The following is an 18803-nucleotide window of genomic DNA, read 5'->3' on the forward strand; positions in this document are numbered from 1 at the left end:
GACGGCCCACGTGACCACGGTGGCCGTCCCGCTCCGGCAGCGGTTCACACCGGCGGCTGTGAGTGCGACCCTGTGATCATGAGCCGCATCGAAGCGCCCCGCTCCGAAGACGCCGTGGCACCGAGCGACCTCACCGACCGGCTCCTGGCCGGCCTGCCCGGCGAGGCCGTTGTGACCGACCCCGACGTCACCGCCTCCTACGCCAACGACATGGCGAGCTTCTGCCCGGCCGGCACCCCGGCCGTCGTCGTGCTGCCGCGCACCGTGGAACAGGTCCAGCACGTCATGCGCGTCGCCACCGAACTGCGCGTCCCCGTGGTCCCGCAGGGCGCCCGCTCCGGCCTGTCCGGCGGCGCCAACGCCACCGACGGCTGCATCGTGCTGTCCCTCACCAGGATGGACCGCATCCTGGAGATCAGCCCCGTCGACCGGATCGCCGTGGTCGAACCCGGGGTGATCAACGCGACCCTGTCCCGCGCGGTCGAGGAGCACGGCCTGTACTACCCGCCGGACCCCTCCAGCTGGGAGATGTGCACCATCGGCGGCAACATCGGCACCGGCTCGGGCGGCCTGTGCTGCGTGAAGTACGGCGTGACCGCCGAGTACGTCCTCGGCCTGGACGTCGTCCTCGCCGACGGCCGCCTGATGTCCACCGGCCGCCGCACCGCCAAGGGCGTCGCGGGCTACGACCTCACCCGTCTGTTCGTCGGCTCCGAGGGCTCGCTCGGCATCGTCGTACGGGCCGTGCTCGCGCTCAAACCCAAGCCGCCGCAGCAGCTGGTGCTGGCCGCCGAGTTCCCCTCGGCGGCGGCCGCCTGCGACGCAGTCTGCCGGATCATGGCGGGCGGGCACGTCCCCTCCCTCCTCGAACTGATGGACCGTACGACCGTCAAGGCGGTCAACGACCTCGCCCGCATGGGCCTCCCGGAGACCACCGAGGCGCTGCTGCTGGCCGCGTTCGACACCCCGGACCCGGCCGCCGACCTCGCCGCCGTGGGCGCCCTGTGCGAGGCGGCCGGTGCCACCGAGGTGGTGCCCGCCGAGGACGCGGCCGAGTCCGAGATGCTGCTCAAGGCCCGGCGGCTCTCGCTGACCGCGCTGGAGGCGGTCAAGGGCACGACGATGATCGACGACGTGTGCGTGCCCCGCTCGCGGCTCGGCGCGATGCTGGAGGGCGTCGAGCGGATCGCCGCCAAGTACGACCTGACCATCGGCGTCTGCGCGCACGCCGGCGACGGCAACACCCACCCCACCGTCTGCTTCGACGCGGCGGACGAGGCCGAGTCCCGGCGGGCCCGCGAGTCCTTCGACGAGATCATGGCCCTCGGCCTGGAGCTCGGCGGCACCATCACCGGCGAACACGGCGTCGGCGTCCTGAAGAAGGAGTGGCTCGCCCGGGAGATCGGCCCGGTCGGGGTCGAGATGCAGCGCGCCGTGAAGCAGGCCTTCGACCCCTTGGGCATCCTCAACCCGGGCAAGGTGCTCTGAGTCCCCGGTACGGCCTGGCCGGCGGCTCACCGGGCGAGCAGCTGGTCGAGCGCGCCGTCGATGCCCAGTTGCCCGCCCTCGGTCCCCGGCGGCACGGCCCGCAGGGTCCGCTCCAGCCAGGCCGACACCTGCGGGACCGGCGCCTGGAGCAGCGCGTCCCCGTCCGGCGAGCTCAGCGCCATCAGCACCACACTGCGCCCCTCCGCCTTCGTCGGCCACACCCGCACGTCGCCCTGCCCACTCGGCCGGAAGACGCCCTCCACCAGCAGGTCCCGGGCGAACGTCCAGTGCACGGGGCGGTCGGAGTTGACGTGGAAGGCGATGTGGACGGCGTACGGATCGTCGGAGCGGTAGCTCAGCCGGGCCGGCACCGGGACGCTGCGCTCCGGCGACAGGATGAGGCTCAGTTCCAGCTCCCGCTCCACCACGGTGTGCTGCATGACCTGCGTTTCCTTTCTGTTCGGGACTGTCCGGGCCCGCTCGGGACGGGCCCGCACCGGGGGAGAGGGGGCGGGGGCCGGGCCATTACGCGGGTTCGGGGAAATTTTTTTCGCGGACGTGTACGAGCCGGGTACGGCGTTGCCCGGAAAGGAGTGGGTCCTGCGGGACTGGCGCTGCGGGCTGCCGCGGTCTGATAGATGTGGAGGCCCCCATCCCACCCCCGAGCAGATACGGGACGACGGACATGAGCGCCCCAACCCCGGCCCCAGGTGACGACAGGCCCCGCGAGGGCTACTACCCGGACCCGTCCATCCCCGGATACGTCCGGTACTGGAACGGCGCCTCCTGGGTGCCCGGCACCAGCCGCCCGGCGCCGAAGGACGGCGAACCGCTCACCCCGCCGCCCGGCGTCCGCGCTGCGCCCGCGGCGGTGGAGGAGACCGGCCCGCACTTCTTCGACGAGGACCCCCAGCCGGCACCCTCCGGCCAGGACGGCTCCGGCACCTGGGGCGCCGACGGCCGGAGCGGCCCGGGCACGGGTCATGCCGGGTACGGCGACCAGGGCGCGGCACAGCCAGGCGCGGGCGGCCGGAGCGGCGGGCCCGCGGGCACCGGCGGCCGGTTCGCCGGGGGGCAGCCGGGTGCCGGCACCGGTGGCCCGGGGCCGCAGGGCGGTCCGGCCGGTCAGCACACGGGGCAGGCGGGCACCGGCGCTCCGGGCACCGGGCAGGCGGGGCCCGCCGGCCAGGGTGCCGGTCGGTCCGGTGCCGGGACCGGGGACGGGCGTACCGCCTGGGGCGCGGACCCGCGGGTGCCCGCGGACGGCTCGGTCCGGTCGACGGGACAGGCCGGCCGCACCGACGGCACTGCCCCGGTCCCGCCGGCGGACGGCGACGACCAGGACCCGGGCGGCACCTTCCTCTTCCGCCGGCCGGTGCCGGGGCCCGCTGCCGTGCAGGACGACGGCACGATGACGTTCCGCCCGGTGCCCGGCCAGAGCCGGCGGGACGCGCAGCCCGCGCCCGGCCCGCAGGCCCCCGGCTCCCAGCCCTCCGGCTCCCCGGCGTCCGGCGCGGAAGCCGGGGCCGGCTCCGGCTTCGGACCGCACGGCGCGGCCCAGGGCCCCGGCTTCGCCGCGCCCGCCTCCGGCCCGGGAGCGGCACCCGGCGGCTTCGGCCCGCAGGGTCCCGTCGGCGCGCCCACCCCGCCCTCCGCCGCGCCCTCCGCGAACCCCGCCTCCGCGAACCCCGCCTCCTCGAACGCCGCCCCGTCGAACGCGGCCTCCCCGGCCGGAGGCCCCGGCTTCGCTGCCGGCAAGGCCGCCGCCGCCCGCGCCGCCGCGCAGCCGCCGCAGGCACCGCAGACCCCGTCGGCGCAGCCCGTGCAGGCGGCCGTGGCGCCCCCGGTGCCGGTGCAGGGCGGCGAGCCGGTGACCCCGGTGACCAGCGGGCCCGGTGGCGGGCAGGCGTCCTGGGCGCAGCAGGTGCACCAGCTGGCCGGCGGCGCGGGCGAGCAGCCCGTGGCGCCGTGGAAGCCACCGGTGGAGGACCCGTTCCAGGCGGCCGCGCGCCGCCAGGCCGCCGCCCGTCCCGCCGGGCTCGGCAAGCGGTTCGCGGCCCGGCTGGTCGACACCCTGGTGGTGGGCGCCGTGACGGCCGTCGCCGCGGTACCGCTCGGCACCAAGGCCGTCGACCACGTCCAGCAGAAGATCGACGCGGCCCGGCTGTCTGGCCACGAGGTCACCGTCTGGCTGCTCGACGGCACCACCGGCACCAGCCTCGGCATCGTGCTGGCCGTCCTGCTGCTCTTCGGTGTCGGCTACGAGGTGCTGCCGACCGCCAAGTGGGGCCGCACCCTCGGCAAGAAGCTGCTCGGTCTCGAGGTGCGGGACATCGAGGCGCACGAGCCGCCGGGCTTCGGCGCGGCGCTGCGCCGCTGGCTGGTCTACAGCGTGCCCGGGCTGCTCGGCATCGGGATCGTGGGCGTGCTGTGGTGCCTGTTCGACCGGCCCTGGCGCCAGTGCTGGCACGACAAGGCGGCGCACACCTTCGTCGCGGGCTGACAGCGGGGTACGGCCGTCATCCGGACGGCCGTACCCCGTAAGGCCGTCCGCCGGATGCGGAGCGGGGGCGTTCGCGGTCCACTCGGGCCATGAGCAGCGAACCGCCCCCCGGCTCCGGAGAGCAGCCACCCGAGGACGACCCGTTCAGGAAGCGGCCCCCGTCGGACCAGGGGTCGGGCTCGCCGTACGACACGCCGTACGGCGGCGGCCGGCAGCCCCCGCCCCCGGGCGCCGGGCAACCCCCGGGCGAGGGGCGACCCCCGGGCGGTGGTCAGCCACCCCCCTACGGCAGCGGCGAGCCCCCGCCGCCGTACGGCGGCGCCCAGCCCCCTCCCCACGGCGGCGAACCCCCTGGCGGCGCCGGCCCCTATGGGGGCGGCCCCTACGGCACGGGCCCTTACGGCACCGGTCCCTACGGCGCGGGTGCCGGTGGTTATCCCGCCGACCCGCTCGCCGGTATGCCGCCGCTCGCCGACAGCGGCAGGCGCACGCTCGCGCGGATCGCCGACATGATCCTCGTCGGTATCGTCGTCTGGCTGCTCACCTGGGCGTTCGGGGTGCGCGAGTACCAGGTCAACGGCGATCACGTCGAGGTCGGCAAGTCCGTGGGGCAGTCCTTCATCGCGGCCGTGCTCTACATCGCGTACGACACGTTCATGATGACCCGGTACGGCCAGACCCTCGGCAAGAAGTGGCTCGACATGCGGGTGGCGAACCTGGACGACGGAGCCACCCCCTCGGCGCAGACCAACCTGATCCGCGCCCTGGTGCTGTGGGTGCCGTTCGCCTTCTGCTGTGCGTGCATCTGGACGGCGATCTGCGGCGGCTGGAGCTACTTCGACCGGCCCTACAAGCAGGGGCTGCACGACAAGGCGGCCAAGACGGTGGTGGTCAGCACCGCTTGAGAGACCGCCGTACACACGTCAGCGGCGGGTCCGTGGGGTTCACGGGCCCGCCGTCGGCGTGAGCGCGGTTCACAGGGCCGTCGACACCGGCTCCTCCTGCGGCGCGGGCTCGACGGACGCGGGCGGTGCCTCGGCCGGCGCCTCGGTCGTACGGGCCCTCGGCAGGGGCACCGTCATCGCCACGAGCAGCCCGAGGGCCAGCGCGGAGAGAGCGATCACGGTGATCCCGAGGCCCGAACTCGTCTGGGACAGCAGCAGCATGGCGAGCGTCGAGAAGATCACGGTGCACGAACCGTAAACGAGCTGTGCGGCGGTCGGACGAGGCATGGCGATCGTGTCCTAGGAAGTCTTCGGGGGATTCTTCGGATGGGCGTGCCATTCGGCTCTCTTCGCGTGCATGCCCGAATGGGACGCCTGGTAAGCGTGACCTAACCCACGGTACAGGTGCACGGGGGGCGCACAGGAAGCACGGTCTCCGTAAAGCGGACGCCAACTCCGCATAGTGCACGGGAAGTGGCCGAGTCAAGATCTGTTTTTTCTTCCCAACGTCTAGTCAAATGTCGTCACTTGACATGCGCCGAACAGGCGCAGGGGAGGAACTCAAGTGACCAGCAGATCCTGGACGTTCAGGGCCGCCGCGATCGGGGTGACGCTCGCGACGGCCTCCGCGGCGTTCGCCACCTTCGCCGTCGCTCAGGCGAGCACCCAGACCCGGTCCGCGGCCGTGAACCGGCACGACCCGGCCCCGGTGAAGCAGCGGGCACACGACCTCGACGGCCCGCTCAGCAAGACCCAGGAGGCCCAGCGCCGGGAGGCGCTGAACCAGCTCATATCGGGGAAGGCCAAGGCGCAGGAGCGCAACGGCTCCAAGGTGGTGGCTCTCAAGAGCCGCAAGGGCAGCAGCAAGTACGTCGAGCTGAGCCGCGAGAAGACCGACAAGATCTTCACGATCCTGGTGGAGTTCGGGGACAAGGCCGATCCCAAGTACGGCGGCACGGCCGGTCCCCTGCACAACACCATCGCCGCGCCGGACCGCAAGAACGACAACTCCACGGCCTGGCAGAAGGACTACAACCAGAAGCACTACCAGGACCTCTACTTCGGCACCGGCAACAAGACCGAGTCGCTGAAGAAGTACTACGAGAAGCAGTCCTCGGGCCGCTACTCGGTCGACGGCGAGGTCACGGACTGGGTCAAGGTCCCCTACAACGAGGCCCGTTACGGCAACAACGCCTGCGGCCAGACCAACTGCCCCAGCGTGTGGAACGTGGTCAGCGACGGTCTGAACTCCTGGGTGGCGCAAGCGAAGGCGGCCGGGAAGACCGACACCGACATCAAGAAGGACCTCGCCCAGTACGACCAGTGGGACCGCTACGACTACGACCACGACGGCAACTTCAACGAGCCCGACGGCTACGTCGACCACTTCCAGATCGTGCACGCCGGTGAGGACGAGTCCGCGGGCGGCGGCGCCCAGGGCAAGGACGCGATCTGGGCGCACCGCTGGTACGCCTTCGGCACCGACGCGGGCAGCACCGGCCCCGCGAACAACAAGCTCGGCGGCGCCCAGGTCGGCGACACCGGCGTCTGGGTCGGCGACTACACCATCCAGCCGGAGAACGGCGGGCTCGGCGTCTTCGCCCACGAGTACGGCCACGACCTCGGCCTGCCGGACGAGTACGACACCGCCGGCGGCGACAACTCCACCGGCTTCTGGACCCTGATGTCCTCCGGCTCCTGGCTCGGCACCGGCAAGGAGTCCATCGGCGACCTGCCGGGCGACATGAACGCCTGGGACAAGCTGCAGCTCGGCTGGCTCAACTACGACACCGCCAAGGCCGGCACGCAGTCCACGCACAAGCTGGGCGTGGCCGAGTACAACACCTGGGACAAGCAGGCCCTCGTGGTCACCCTGCCGGACAAGGCGGTCACCACCACGATCACCGAGCCGGGGCAGGGCTCGACCCAGTGGTGGAGCGGCAGCGGCAACGACCTGAAGAACACGCTGACCCGGTCCGTGGACCTCACCGGCAAGTCGACGGCGAAGCTGGACCTGGACGGCTGGTGGGCCACCGAGGACGGCTACGACTACGTCTACACCGAGGTGTCGACCGACGGCGGCGCCAACTGGACCGCCCTGGACGGCACGGCGGACGGCCAGGCCATCCCGCGCGACGGCAGCGGCAAGCCGGCGCTGACCGGCTTCTCGCAGACCCACAAGAAGCTGTCGTACGCGCTGGACGCCTACGCGGGCAAGAAGATCGACCTGCGCTTCCGCTACGCCACCGACGGCGGTGTCGCGGAGAACGGCTTCACGGCCGACGCGATCACTATGACCGCCGACGGCACGCCGGTCTTCTCGGACAACGCCGAGTCCGCGGACGCCGGTTGGACCGCGAACGGCTTCTCCCGCATCGGCGCGTCCTTCACCAAGGACTACAAGCAGTACTACATCGCCGAGAACCGGCAGTACGTGTCGTACGACAAGACCCTCAGGACCGGCCCGTACAACTTCGGTTCGGCCAAGCGGCCCGGCTGGGTGGAGCACTACCCGTACCAGAACGGCCTGTTGATCTGGAAGTGGGACACCTCCCAGGCGGACAACAACACCAACAGCACCAACGGTCACCCCGGTTCCGGTCTGATCCTGCCGGTCGACTCGCACCCGACGGCGCTGAAGTGGTCCGACGGCACGCTGATGCGCAACCGCATGCAGGCGTACGACTCCCCGTTCAGCCTGTACGGCACGGACGGCGTCACGCTGCACAAGGCGGACGTCGCGACGGTGATCAAGGCCTCGAAGGGGGTCCCGGTCTTCAACGACCACACCAGCACCTACTACGACCCGTCGAACCCGGCCGGGGGCGTGCGGGTCACTGACACCAACACCAAGATCGTGATCGTCAAGGAGGCCAAGAACGGCTCGACGATCTTGCTCAAGGTCGGCCCCGCGGTGAGGTAGTCGGCATTTCCGCAGGTCAGACGCGTATCGGCGGCAGCCCCTTGGCGGGTTGCCGCCGATCGTGTTTAGGTGCGTCCTGTGGACCGCTTATTGACACCGACCGAAACGGGGATGTGACCGCATGGCCGCTGGAGGCTTCTGCAAGCTGCCGAACGGCACGGTGGTGGTGGCACTGAACCTGCCCTACGACACCGCCGGCGTCCGGGTGCTCGTGCACGCCCAGAACCGCGCCCGAGCCCTGACCAGGCTCCGCAACCTGGGGTTCCGCGCGATCTACCTCCGGGGGAACGCCGCGCCCCCGACACCGGACGAGATCACGGCCGTGCTGCACCACCCCGACGGCCTGATATGGCGCACGGCACCGGCCGACAACGGTGTCATGGTGAACGAGCTGTGGCATCCCATCCGGGCGCTGCTCCGCAGGTCGGCGGTGGTCCAGCCCTAGCCGCTGACCACGGGCTTGCCCGTCAGTTCCACGCCCGCCTCCCGGAGCTCCTCCAGGGCCCTCTCCGTCGTCTCGGGATCCACCCCGGCGGTCAGGTCCAGCAGGACCTGGGTGCGGAAGCCCTCTCCGGCGGCGTCCAGCGCGGTGGCGCGTACGCAGTGGTCCGTGGCTATGCCGACCACGTCGACCTCGTCGATGTGGCGGGCGCGCAGCCAGTCGGCCAGGGACGTGCCGTTCTCGTCCTGGCCCTCGAAGCCGCTGTACGCCGCCGAGTAGGCGCCCTTGTCGAAGACCGCGTCGACCGCGCCGGAGGCGACGGCGGGGGCGAAGTTGGGGTGGAAGCCCACGCCCTCCGTGCCCGCCACGCAGTGCGCGGGCCAGGAGTGCACGAAGTCGGGGTTGTCGGCGAAGTGGCCGCCGGGCGCGATGTGGTGGTCCCGGGTGGCCACCACATGGCGGTATCCGGTGCCCGCCGCCTGGCCGATCAGCTCGGTGATGGCGGCGGCCACGTCCGCGCCCCCGGCCACCGCGAGGCTGCCCCCCTCGCAGAAGTCGTTCTGCACATCTACGACGATCAAGGCGCGGCGCATGGTGGGTGTCCTTCGACTGAGGATTAAGTAACTGAGCCTAGAGAGTTACGGCCCCGTAGGGGAGAGGGCGTGGCCAGGGCGGACGGTGGTCCCGCCTTTAGCTACCCGAGCCTCCGACGACGTACTCCGTCGGAATGACGGGTTCCCCCCGGGACAGCTGGGTCGCCGAGAGGGGGAGGTTCGCCCGGGCGGCGATGTGCCGGTCCCGGGGCACGTCCAGCGGCTCGCGGGCGACGACGTCCCCGCCCTTGATCAGCTGCACCAGCAGCTGCCGGTCGGCGAGCTCGGCCGGGACCTCTCCGGTGCCCACGACCTCGGCCTCTGCCACCCCGTCCGCGTCCAGCCGGCGCGCCGCCCACTTGCGGCCCCCGACGGAGGTCTTGCCGCCGCTGGACTTCTTCGCGACCGGCACCAGCGGCGCCCGCGGGTCGCCGGACTCGGCGCGCGCGACCAGCTTGTAGACCATGGAGCAGGTCGGGTGCCCGGAGCCGGTCACCAGCTGGGTGCCGACGCCGTACGCGTCCACCGGAGCGGCGGCCAGCGAGGCGATGGCGTACTCGTCCAGGTCGGAGGTGACCACGATCTTGGTGTTCGTGGCGCCCAGCTCGTCCAGCTGCTGGCGTACCCGGTGGGCGACGAGCAGCAGGTCGCCGGAGTCGATGCGGACCGCGCCCAGCTCGGGTCCGGCCACCTCCACCGCCGTACGGACGGCCTCGGCGACGTCGTAGGTGTCCACCAGCAGGGTGGTGCCCCGGCCGAGGGTGTCGACCTGGGCCTGGAAGGCGTCCCGCTCGCGGTCGTGCAGCAGGGTGAAGGCGTGCGCGGAGGTGCCGACGGTCGGGATGCCGTAGCGGAAGCCCGCCGCCAGGTCGGAGGTGGTCGCGAAGCCGCCGACGTACGCGGCGCGCGAGGCCGCCACGGCCGCCAGCTCGTGGGTGCGGCGGGCGCCCATCTCGATCAGCGGGCGCTCCCCGGCGGCGGAGGCCATCCGGGAGGCGGCGGCGGCGATCGCGGAGTCGTGGTTGAGGATGGAGAGGATCACCGTCTCCAGCAGCACGCACTCGGCGAAGGTGCCCTCGACGCGCATGATCGGCGAGCCGGGGAAGTAGACCTCGCCCTCGGGGTAGCCCCAGACGTCCCCGCCGAAGCGGTAGTCGGCGAGCCACCGCAGGGTCTCGTCGTCGACGATCTTCCGCTCGCCCAGGAAGCCGAGGACGCCCGCGTCGAAGCGGAAGTTCTCCACCGCGTCCAGCACCCGCCCGGTGCCCGCCACCACGCCGTAGCGCCGCCCGTCCGGCAGCCGCCGGGTGAAAACCTCGAAGACGCTCCGCCGTTCGGCCGTACCGGCCCTCAGCGCGGCCTGCAGCATCGTCAGCTCGTACTGGTCCGTGAAGAGCGCCGTCGAGGGAACATCCACCGGCAGCCCAAGGTCCGCTGTGTTCATGACTAGGGATCGTACTCCCTTTTCGTCGGTGTGACGATTTCCGGGCCCCGTGGCAGCATGGGCACTGTGACGTCACCCGCGCCCGTAGAGATCGAACGCACCGAGTCGGCGGAGGAGGTCTTCGCCGTACCCGAGCCCGACGTCCCCTGGGTCACGATCGTGCACAACGACCCGGTCAACCTCATGAGCTATGTGACGTACGTGTTCCAGACGTACTTCGGGTACTCCAAGGACAAGGCCACCAAGCTCATGCTCGACGTCCACCACAAGGGCCGGGCGGTCGTCTCCAGCGGGACCCGCGAGGAGATGGAGCGCGACGTGCAGGCGATGCACGGCTACGGCCTGTGGGCCACCCTCCAGCAGGACCGGAAGTGACCCGCCCCCGCCCGCAGGACCGGAAGTAGCGAACCCACTTACATGCCCGGACACTTCGAACCGCTCCCCGGCGGCGGCGCGGCCGTCGCGCTCGACGATGTCGAGATCTCCATCATCCGGTCGCTGGCCGTCCAGCTGCTGGAACTCATCGGCCCCGGGCCGGGCGCCGACAGCCCGAAGGACCCGCTCGCCGAGCTGTTCGCGGAGGGCCCGAGCGAGCCGCCCGCCGACCCGGTGCTCAGAAGGCTCTTCCCGGACGCCTACAGCGACCCGGAACAGGCTCCCGCCTCGCCCGCCGAGGCCGAGGAGCGGCAGGCCCACTCCGCCGAGTTCCGCCGGTACACCGAGAACGACCTGCGCGCCGGCAAACGCGAGAACGCGCTCGCGGTCATCCGCGCCCTGGACGCGCTCGCCCCGGTGGACGAGGGCGGGGCGGTGCTGAAGCTGGCGCCGGAGGAGTCCCGGCAGTGGCTCGGCGCCCTCAACGACCTGCGGCTCGCGATCGGCTCCCGGCTGGAGATCACCGACGAGGACGACACCGACCTGCTCTACCGGCTCCCGGACGAGGACCCGCGCAAGCCGATGGTGATGGCCTATCTGTGGCTCGGCGGGCTGCAGGAGACCTTGGTCAACACGCTGATGGCGTAGTACGGCTTATGGCGTAGTACGGGGGCATTTTACGGTGCACGAGTGTTCGCTCAGCGGACGCTCAAATCCGGATAACGATCCCGTCACCGTTGCGGCCTGGTATGCCGCGTTCGAGCGCTCTTTGTCCCCTTTTCCCTGTGTGGTGTGCCACATCGCACCCCCGTGATCAATATTGCGGCCGTGATAAATCTTCACGACCGCCCGGCCCACACCACCCTTGTGCGGCCGGGTGCGCCACCGAGCCGACGACCGTCGGCCAGGCACGAGCGGGGCCTGAAGAGGTTCCGCTCAGCTCCATCAATCCGGGGGGATCGAAACCCGATCCGAGGCCGACGAAGGCCCGGGTCGGCATGGAGAAAGGCGCACCAACACATGACCTCATCGCGGGTCGACCAGCTTCGCGACGGCAATGAGGCCGCGCGGGTCGCGGACAGCGAGGGCGGCGAGGGCTACCAGCGCGGGCTCGGCTCCCGCCAGATCCAGATGATCGCCATCGGCGGTGCCATCGGCACCGGCCTGTTCCTCGGCGCGGGCAAGGGCATTTCCAAGGCCGGCCCGAGCCTGATCCTGGCCTACGCCGTCGCGGGCCTGGTCATCTTCCTGATCATGCGGGCGCTCGGCGAACTGCTGATGTACCGCCCGGTCTCGGGCTCCTTCTCGGAGTACGCGCGCGAGTTCATCGGCCCCTTCGCGGGCTTCGTCACCGGCTGGACGTACTGGCTGTTCTGGGTGGTCACCGGCATCACCGAGGTCACGGCCGCGGCCGCCTACATGACGTACTGGTTCGACATCCCGCAGTGGGTCTCGGCCCTGATCTTCACGATCGTCCTGTACGGCGCCAACCTGATCTCCGTGAAGCTCTTCGGTGAGCTGGAGTTCTGGTTCTCCATGGTCAAGGTCACCGCGATCATCGGCATGATCCTGATCTGCGCCGGCATCCTCACGATCGGCTTCTCCGACGCCGGCAAGACCGCCTCGGTGAGCCACCTGTGGAGCGACGGCGGCTTCTTCCCGCACGGCGTCGGCAACACCCTGATGACCCTGCAGATGGTCATGTTCGCCTTCCTCGCCGTCGAGCTGGTCGGTGTCACCGCGGGCGAGTCCAAGGACCCCGAGAAGGTGCTGCCGAAGGCGATCAACACCGTGCCGTGGCGGATCGCCGTCTTCTACGTCGGCGCGCTGATCATGATCCTGTCGGTCGTGCCGTGGACCGAGTTCCACCCGGGCGTGAGCCCCTTCGTGGCCGCCTTCCAGAAGATGGGCCTGTCCGTCGGCGCCGGCATCGTGAACTTCGTCGTCCTCACCGCCGCGCTGTCCTCCTGCAACTCCGGCATGTACTCCACCGGCCGCATGCTGCGCGACCTGGCGCTCAACAGCCAGGGACCCAGGGTGTTCACCAAGCTGACGCGCAGCGGTACCCCGCTGGTCGGCACGACGTTCTCCGCCGCGCTGATGCTGGTCGGCGTCTGGATCAACTACCAGTGGCCGGGCAAGGCGTTCGACTACGTGGTGTCCTTCGCGACCATCTCCGGCATGTGGGCCTGGATCGTCATCCTGGTCTGCCAGATCCGCTACCGGGCGCGGGCGAACCGGGGGCTGCTGCCGCAGAGCGGGTTCCGGGCGCCGGGAGCGCCGTACACGAGCTACTTCGCTCTCGCGTTCATCGTCATGGTGATCGTACTCATGGGTATCGACAAGGACGCCCGGGTGTCGCTTTACTGTGCTCCGCTGTGGGCCGCGATCCTCGGCGTCTCCTACTGGGTGCTCCGGCGCCGCAACCCGGAGGCGGCGGCCTTCCGCAAGCGCTGACCCTCCCCCAGGGACGTCCAGCCGCACGGGGCTCTCGTGGTGCCCCGCTGCGGCTGCCGCTCAGGACGTCCGGCATATGGGCCGTTCCGTACCATCCCTCGGTACGGAGCGGCCCGTCTGCTTATCCTGACCCACATGCTGACCATCACCCAGGCCCTCGTCGACCAGATCGTCGCCCACGCGCGCAAGGACCACCCCGACGAGGCGTGCGGCGTCGTGGCGGGCCCGGCGGGCTCGGACCGCCCGGAGCGCTTCATCCCCATGCTGAACGCGGCGATGTCGCCCACCTTCTACGAGTTCGACTCGGGCGACCTGCTCAAGCTCTACCGCGAGCTGGACGACCGCGACGAGGACCCGGTGGTCATCTACCACTCGCACACCGCCACCGAGGCCTACCCCTCGCGCACCGACATCTCCTACGCCAACGAACCCGGCGCCCACTACGTCCTCGTCTCCACCGCCGACACCGACGGCCTCGGCGAGTTCCAGTTCCGCTCCTTCCGGATCACGGACGGGGAGGTCACGGAGGAAGAGGTCAGGATCGTGGAGACCTACTGATCTCAGGTACCGGACGAAATCCGTCCGGCATGCGGAATCACACTCCGGGACCCGGACCGGGAATCGTTACGATGAGCGCATGGTTCTGAACGACGTGAGCGAGAAGGCGCCGGGCATGCTGCTCGTGGCGCGGCTGCACGTCGATCTGTGCAGGCTGAACAGCGCCATCTGTTGACGTTCTCCGCCGCCGTACGGCCGTGAGCCGCGGCGCGCGCCGCCGTGCGCCCACACCTTCCGATACTTCCCGACAGGAGCCCTGAGCCATGGCCATCGAGGTCCGCATCCCCACCATCCTCCGCACCTACACGGACGGCCAGAAGGCGGTGGAGGGCAGCGGGAACACCCTCGCCGAGCTGTTCGCCGACCTCGAGACCCGGCACGCGGGCATCCAGGCCCGCATCGTGGACGAGGGCAAGCTGCGCCGCTTCGTCAACGTGTACCTGAACGACGAGGACGTCCGCTTCATCGACGGCATCGACACCAAGCTGTCGGACGGCGACACCGTGACGATCCTGCCGGCCGTGGCCGGCGGCATGCGCTGATCGGCCGCTGAGCAGCGATGCGCTACGACTCCCCGCTGGCCGCGGTGGGCAACACCCCGTTGGTGCGCCTGCCGCGGCTCTCGCCGTCCGCCGACGTCCGCATCTGGGCCAAGCTGGAGGACCGCAACCCCACCGGCTCGGTCAAGGACCGCCCCGCGCTGCACATGATCGAGCAGGCGGAGAAGGACGGCCGGCTCACCCCGGGCTGCACCATCCTGGAGCCCACCTCGGGCAACACCGGCATCTCCCTCGCCATGGCGGCCAAGCTCAAGGGCTACCGCATGGTGTGCGTGATGCCGGAGAACACCTCGCAGGAGCGCCGGGACCTGCTCGGCATGTGGGGTGCCGAGATCATCTCCTCCCCGGCCGCGGGCGGCTCCAACACCGCCGTGCGCGTGGCCAAGGAGCTGGCCGCCGAACACCCCGACTGGGTGATGCTCTACCAGTACGGCAACCCGGACAACGCCGGCGCCCACTACGCCACCACCGGCCCGGAGATCCTGGCGGACCTGCCGTCGATCACCCACTTCGTGGCCGGTCTCGGCACCACCGGCACCCTGATGGGCGTCGGCCGCTACCTGCGCGAGCACCGGCCGGGCGTCCAGATCGTCGCCGCCGAGCCGCGCTACGACGACCTGGTGTACGGCCTCAGGAACCTCGACGAGGGCTTCGTCCCGGAGCTGTACGACGCCTCGGTCCTCACCAGCCGCTTCTCGGTCGGCTCGGCCGACGCGGTCACCCGCACCCGTGAACTCCTGCAGCAGGAGGGCATCTTCGCGGGCGTCTCGACCGGCGCCGCCCTGCACGCGGCGATCGGCGTCGGGAAGAAGGCGGTCAAGGCGGGGGAGTCCGCCGACATCGTCTTCATCGTGGCCGACGGCGGCTGGAAGTACCTGTCCACCGGCGTCTACACGGCGGCCACCACCGAGGAGGCCATCGCGACGCTGCAGGGCCAGCTCTGGGCCTGACCTCCTTCTTCACCCCCGCTCAGCCCCCTCCGAAGTCCTATGAGGGGGCTAAGTCATTCCTATGGCAGGGCAAAGAAATTCTTTGAACACTGCCGGTCATGCGGGGGCCAGGGCTACGTTCCTCCCGCACCCTGACATGTCACGCTCATCGAGCGAAAAGTCAGGTGTCTGAGAGTGTCATGCTCATGACTGCGCGGTTTCGCCGCCGCTACGCGCGTCACGGGCTGCCAATCCAGTGCGATACCCCACGTCAACCGGAGGCAGTACCCCATGCGTGAGTCACGCCCGACGCGGCGGAGACGGAGTCTGCGAAGACTCGTCGCCGTCGCCTTCCCCGCCCTCGCCCTCACCGTCGCAGGACTCGCAGCGGCCCCCACAGCCGGAGCGCAGGCCACCGGCGCGCACCCGCACACCTCCAAGGTCACGCAGAACGCCAAGGCGCTGACCGCCCCCGAGCGGCAGACCTTCCACTCGACCGGCAAGGCCGGCCAGAAGGTGCCGACCGAGCACCTGTGCGCCCAGGCCAGGCCGGGCTACGCTTCCTGCTTCGCCCAGCGCCGTACCGACATCAGGCAGCGGCTCGCCTCGGCACTCGCCGCGGCCGCGCCCTCCGGCCTCTCCCCGGCCAACCTGCACAGCGCCTACAACCTGCCCACCACGGGCGGCACGGGCATGACGGTCGCCATCGTGGACGCCTACAACGACCCCAACGCCGAGTCGGACCTGGCCACGTACCGCTCCACCTACGGCCTGTCGTCCTGCACCAAGGCCAACGGCTGCTTCAAGCAGGTCAGCCAGACCGGCTCCACCACCTCGCTGCCGACCAACGACAGCGGCTGGGCCGGCGAAGAGGCGCTCGACATCGACATGGTCAGCGCGGTCTGCCCGAACTGCAGCATCATCCTGGTCGAGGCCAACTCCGCGAACGACACCGACCTCGGCATCGCCGAGAACGAGGCCGTCTCGCTCGGCGCCAAGTTCGTCTCCAACAGCTGGGGCGGCTCCGAGTCCTCCTCGCAGACCAGCGAGGACACCTCGTACTTCAAGCACCCGGGTGTCGCGATCACCGTGTCCTCGGGTGACTCCGCCTACGGCGCCGAGTACCCGGCCACCTCGCAGTACGTGACGGCCGTCGGTGGCACCGCGCTCAGCCAGTCCTCCAACTCGCGGGGCTGGAGCGAGTCCGTCTGGTACACCAACTCCACGGAGGGCACCGGCTCCGGCTGCTCGGCGTACGACCCGAAGCCGAGCTGGCAGACCGACTCCGGCTGCGCCAAGCGCATGGAGGCCGACGTCTCCGCGGTCGCCGACCCGGCCACCGGCGTGGCGGTCTACGACACCTACGGCGGCTCCGGCTGGGGCGTCGTCGGCGGCACCAGCGCCTCCGCCCCGATCATCGCCGGTGTCTACGCCCTCGCGGGCACCCCGGGCGCGAGCGACTACCCGGCGAAGTACCCGTACTCCCACACGAGCAACCTGTACGACGTGACCAGCGGCCACAACGGCTCCTGCTCCACCTCGTACTTCTGCACCGCGGGCACCGGCTACGACGGTCCGACCGGCTGGGGCACCCCGAACGGCACCGCCGCCTTCACCTCCGGCTCCAGCACCGGCAACACGGTGACCGTCACCAACCCCGGCAGCCAGTCCACCACCACCGGCGGCTCGGTCAGCCTGCAGATCCAGGCCGGCGACAGCGCGGGCGCGGCCCTCACCTACAGCGCCTCCGGCCTGCCGACGGGCCTGTCCATCAACAGCTCCACCGGCCTGATCTCCGGTACGGCGTCCACCGCGGGCACCTACCAGGTCACGGTCACCGCCAAGGACTCCACCGGCGCCTCCGGCTCGACCTCCTTCACCTGGACCGTCGGCTCCTCCGGCGGCACCTGCTCCTCCTCCCAGCTGCTGGCCAACCCGGGCTTCGAATCGGGCAGCACCGGCTGGAGCGGCTCCAGCGGCGTCATCACCAACGACACCGGTGAGGCGGCCCACGGCGGCTCGTACTACGCCTGGCTCGACGGCTACGGCTCCAGCCACACCGACACCCTGTCCCAGTCGGTGACGATCCCGGCCGGCTGCAAGGCCACGCTCACCTTCTACCTGCACATCGACACCGCCGAGACCGGCAGCACCGCGTACGACAAGCTGACGGTCACCGCCGGTTCGACCACCCTGGCGACGTACTCCAACGTCAACGCCAACTCGGGTTACGCGCAGAAGACCTTCGACCTGTCCTCGCTGGCGGGCCAGACGGTCACCCTGAAGTTCAACGGCGTGGAGGACTCCTCGCTGCAGACCAGCTTCGTCGTGGACGACACCGCCCTGACGACCAGCTGATCCGCCGCCCGTGAGCACCGGATCCCGCATGCGGAATATTTCCTTCCGTGTGCGGGATCCTTTTGGGCGGCCGGCACGTCACATCTGCACCAGGCGGCCGACCTCCCTCACGGCCACGCACGGCAGAAAGGCGAACCCCATGCGCCGTACGACCCTCTGCGCCCTCGCGGCGGCAGCGCTGCTCCTCGCCGGCTGCGGCTCCCAGAGCGGCAAGGACAGCGCAGGCGGTGACGGCAAGGTGTCACCGTCCGCGTCCCCGACCGGCACCGGCTGTGCCCCCCTCGTCCAGCTCAAGGCCTCCGACAGCGGCCGCACGGTGTGCGTGGCCAAGGGCGGCGAGGTCCGCCTGACCCTGGAGGGCACCAAGTCCCGCCCCTGGAAGCCGGTCGTGGCCGACGGCACCGCGCTGAAGGGCATCAACGCCGGGTTCGTCATCCAGCCGGGCCAGGCCACGGCGGCGTACCAGGCGGTGGCGACCGGCACCGAGAAACTGACGTCGTCCCGTCCCCTGTGCCCGGAGCCGACGGCACCGGGGCAGGTCTCCTGCAAGGGCATCCAGGAGTGGACGGTCACGGTGGACGTGAAGTAGTCAGCCGGCGAGGTGCCGTACCTGGTCCCACAGAACGGGATCCACCACACCGACCCGGCGCCGGAAGTCGCCGACCGGCACCTCGCGCAGCTCGTCGGTCTCCAGGAAGCTCGGCCGGCCGCGGGCGTCGCCGACCGCGCCCGGCGGCAGGGGGATCACGCCCGCGCGCTCGTCGTGGTACTTGCTGGTGATCTTGGCGACCGTGGCCCGGTTTCCGCGCACGGCCAGCACCAGACACGGCCGGTCCTTGGCGTCGGTGCGGTCCTCGTAGGGGACGTCCGCCCACCAGATGTCCCCGGGGACCGGCCGGGCGGCCTCGCCCGGGTGCGCGCGGCCGAGCGAACCGAGGCGCCGTCCGGCGTACCGGCGACCGCGCCCCCAGCCGTCCACGAGCGTGGCGACCAGCGCGAGCAGTACCACCGCCGCGAGCGCCAGCCACCAGGACGTGTCCATACGACGACGTTACCGGCGCACGTCGAGGATTGCGCGCCCTCTGCGAATCCTTCTGCGCCCCCGGTCCAGCCGAACCGGTGACAGCACAGGTGAGTTCGCCCACAACGGCCCCTGGCGGAGGAGCGACCCGCGCTTTTGCGCCTTACGCTCGACAAACCGCACGACCCCCGTTCCCCGCCCTTTCGAT

Annotated in this window: 19 protein-coding genes; 14 read left to right on the top strand and 5 right to left on the bottom strand. The window is 70.9% G+C overall.

Going from position 1 to position 18803, the window contains the following annotated elements; genetic code table 11:
- The first annotated feature begins 72 nt into the window (after positions 1-72).
- Positions 73-1488, top strand: coding sequence for an FAD-binding oxidoreductase (locus ABB07_RS23690; RefSeq protein WP_208900592.1), 1416 nt, complete (start codon positions 73-75; stop codon positions 1486-1488).
- 26 nt (positions 1489-1514) lie between these two features.
- Here the strand turns inward: ABB07_RS23690 and ABB07_RS23695 are convergent, their stop codons facing one another.
- On the bottom strand, positions 1515-1928 hold the full coding sequence (locus ABB07_RS23695) for an SsgA family sporulation/cell division regulator (protein WP_208900593.1): 414 nt from the start codon (positions 1926-1928) through the stop codon (positions 1515-1517).
- A gap of 245 nt (positions 1929-2173) precedes the next feature.
- On the opposite strand from ABB07_RS23695, the gene ABB07_RS23700 reads away from it, so the two are divergent.
- On the top strand, positions 2174-3991 hold the full coding sequence (locus tag ABB07_RS23700; RefSeq protein ID WP_208900594.1) for an RDD family protein: 1818 nt from the start codon (positions 2174-2176) through the stop codon (positions 3989-3991).
- Positions 3992-4080: 89 nt separating this feature from the next.
- Positions 4081-4896: an RDD family protein gene (locus tag ABB07_RS23705; protein ID WP_208900595.1), complete on the top strand. Its 816-nt coding sequence runs from the start codon at positions 4081-4083 to the stop codon at positions 4894-4896.
- Positions 4897-4965: 69 nt separating this feature from the next.
- Here ABB07_RS23705 and ABB07_RS23710 read toward each other — a convergent pair whose 3' ends face one another.
- Complete coding sequence (locus ABB07_RS23710; protein ID WP_208900596.1) at positions 4966-5223, bottom strand: hypothetical protein; 258 nt, start codon at positions 5221-5223, stop codon at positions 4966-4968.
- Positions 5224-5500: 277 nt separating this feature from the next.
- Here ABB07_RS23710 and ABB07_RS23715 point away from each other — a divergent pair, with 277 nt between their 5' ends.
- Both ABB07_RS23715 and ABB07_RS23720 read left to right on the top strand, forming a co-directional pair.
- Positions 5501-7858: an immune inhibitor A domain-containing protein gene (locus ABB07_RS23715; protein ID WP_208900597.1), complete on the top strand. Its 2358-nt coding sequence runs from the start codon at positions 5501-5503 to the stop codon at positions 7856-7858.
- Positions 7859-7979: 121 nt separating this feature from the next.
- Positions 7980-8303, top strand: a complete 324-nt coding sequence (locus ABB07_RS23720; protein WP_208900598.1) for a hypothetical protein — start codon at positions 7980-7982, stop codon at positions 8301-8303.
- On the opposite strand, the gene ABB07_RS23725 is transcribed toward ABB07_RS23720, so the two are convergent.
- Both ABB07_RS23725 and ABB07_RS23730 read right to left on the bottom strand, forming a co-directional pair.
- Positions 8300-8893 (bottom strand): nicotinamidase, encoded by a 594-nt coding sequence (locus ABB07_RS23725; protein WP_208900599.1) that lies wholly within the window; start codon positions 8891-8893, stop codon positions 8300-8302. The two genes, ABB07_RS23720 and ABB07_RS23725, sit on opposite strands and share 4 nt — an antisense overlap.
- Positions 8894-8990: 97 nt before the next feature.
- On the bottom strand, positions 8991-10337 hold the full coding sequence (locus ABB07_RS23730; RefSeq protein WP_208900600.1) for a nicotinate phosphoribosyltransferase: 1347 nt from the start codon (positions 10335-10337) through the stop codon (positions 8991-8993).
- A gap of 57 nt (positions 10338-10394) precedes the next feature.
- Between ABB07_RS23730 and clpS the strand changes: the two genes are divergently transcribed.
- The 9 genes from clpS to ABB07_RS23770 all read left to right on the top strand — a co-directional run bounded on the left by clpS (position 10395) and on the right by ABB07_RS23770 (position 18163).
- Positions 10395-10712: an ATP-dependent Clp protease adapter ClpS gene (clpS, locus tag ABB07_RS23735; RefSeq protein WP_023550189.1), complete on the top strand. Its 318-nt coding sequence runs from the start codon at positions 10395-10397 to the stop codon at positions 10710-10712.
- Between the two features lie 42 nt (positions 10713-10754).
- A complete protein-coding gene (locus ABB07_RS23740) occupies positions 10755-11360 on the top strand; it encodes a DUF2017 domain-containing protein (protein WP_208900601.1) in 606 nt (201 codons plus the stop codon).
- Positions 11361-11732: 372 nt separating this feature from the next.
- Complete coding sequence (locus ABB07_RS23745; protein WP_208900602.1) at positions 11733-13169, top strand: amino acid permease; 1437 nt, start codon at positions 11733-11735, stop codon at positions 13167-13169.
- A gap of 135 nt (positions 13170-13304) precedes the next feature.
- Positions 13305-13727 carry a M67 family metallopeptidase gene (locus ABB07_RS23750; protein WP_208900603.1) on the top strand — a complete coding sequence of 141 codons (423 nt, stop codon included), beginning with the start codon at positions 13305-13307 and terminating at the stop codon, positions 13725-13727.
- Positions 13728-13806: 79 nt separating this feature from the next.
- Entirely contained in the window at positions 13807-13902 is a 96-nt protein-coding gene (locus tag ABB07_RS41780; RefSeq protein ID WP_023550193.1) for a putative leader peptide, read from the top strand.
- A gap of 88 nt (positions 13903-13990) precedes the next feature.
- Positions 13991-14269, top strand: a complete 279-nt coding sequence (locus tag ABB07_RS23755; protein ID WP_055708394.1) for a MoaD/ThiS family protein — start codon at positions 13991-13993, stop codon at positions 14267-14269.
- 17 nt (positions 14270-14286) lie between these two features.
- On the top strand, positions 14287-15237 hold the full coding sequence (locus ABB07_RS23760) for a PLP-dependent cysteine synthase family protein (RefSeq protein ID WP_208900604.1): 951 nt from the start codon (positions 14287-14289) through the stop codon (positions 15235-15237).
- Between the two features lie 270 nt (positions 15238-15507).
- Positions 15508-17574, top strand: a complete 2067-nt coding sequence (locus ABB07_RS23765; RefSeq protein WP_208900605.1) for a putative Ig domain-containing protein — start codon at positions 15508-15510, stop codon at positions 17572-17574.
- Positions 17575-17713: 139 nt separating this feature from the next.
- On the top strand, positions 17714-18163 hold the full coding sequence (locus ABB07_RS23770; RefSeq protein ID WP_208900606.1) for a hypothetical protein: 450 nt from the start codon (positions 17714-17716) through the stop codon (positions 18161-18163).
- Here ABB07_RS23770 and ABB07_RS23775 read toward each other — a convergent pair whose 3' ends face one another.
- Positions 18164-18616 carry a type II toxin-antitoxin system PemK/MazF family toxin gene (locus ABB07_RS23775; protein ID WP_208900607.1) on the bottom strand — a complete coding sequence of 151 codons (453 nt, stop codon included), beginning with the start codon at positions 18614-18616 and terminating at the stop codon, positions 18164-18166. It abuts the gene before it with no gap.
- Positions 18617-18803: the final 187 nt, after the last annotated feature.

Origin of the sequence: Streptomyces incarnatus, from assembly GCF_001027185.1 — a bacterium.
In the GTDB taxonomy this organism is placed as follows: domain Bacteria; phylum Actinomycetota; class Actinomycetes; order Streptomycetales; family Streptomycetaceae; genus Streptomyces; species Streptomyces puniciscabiei.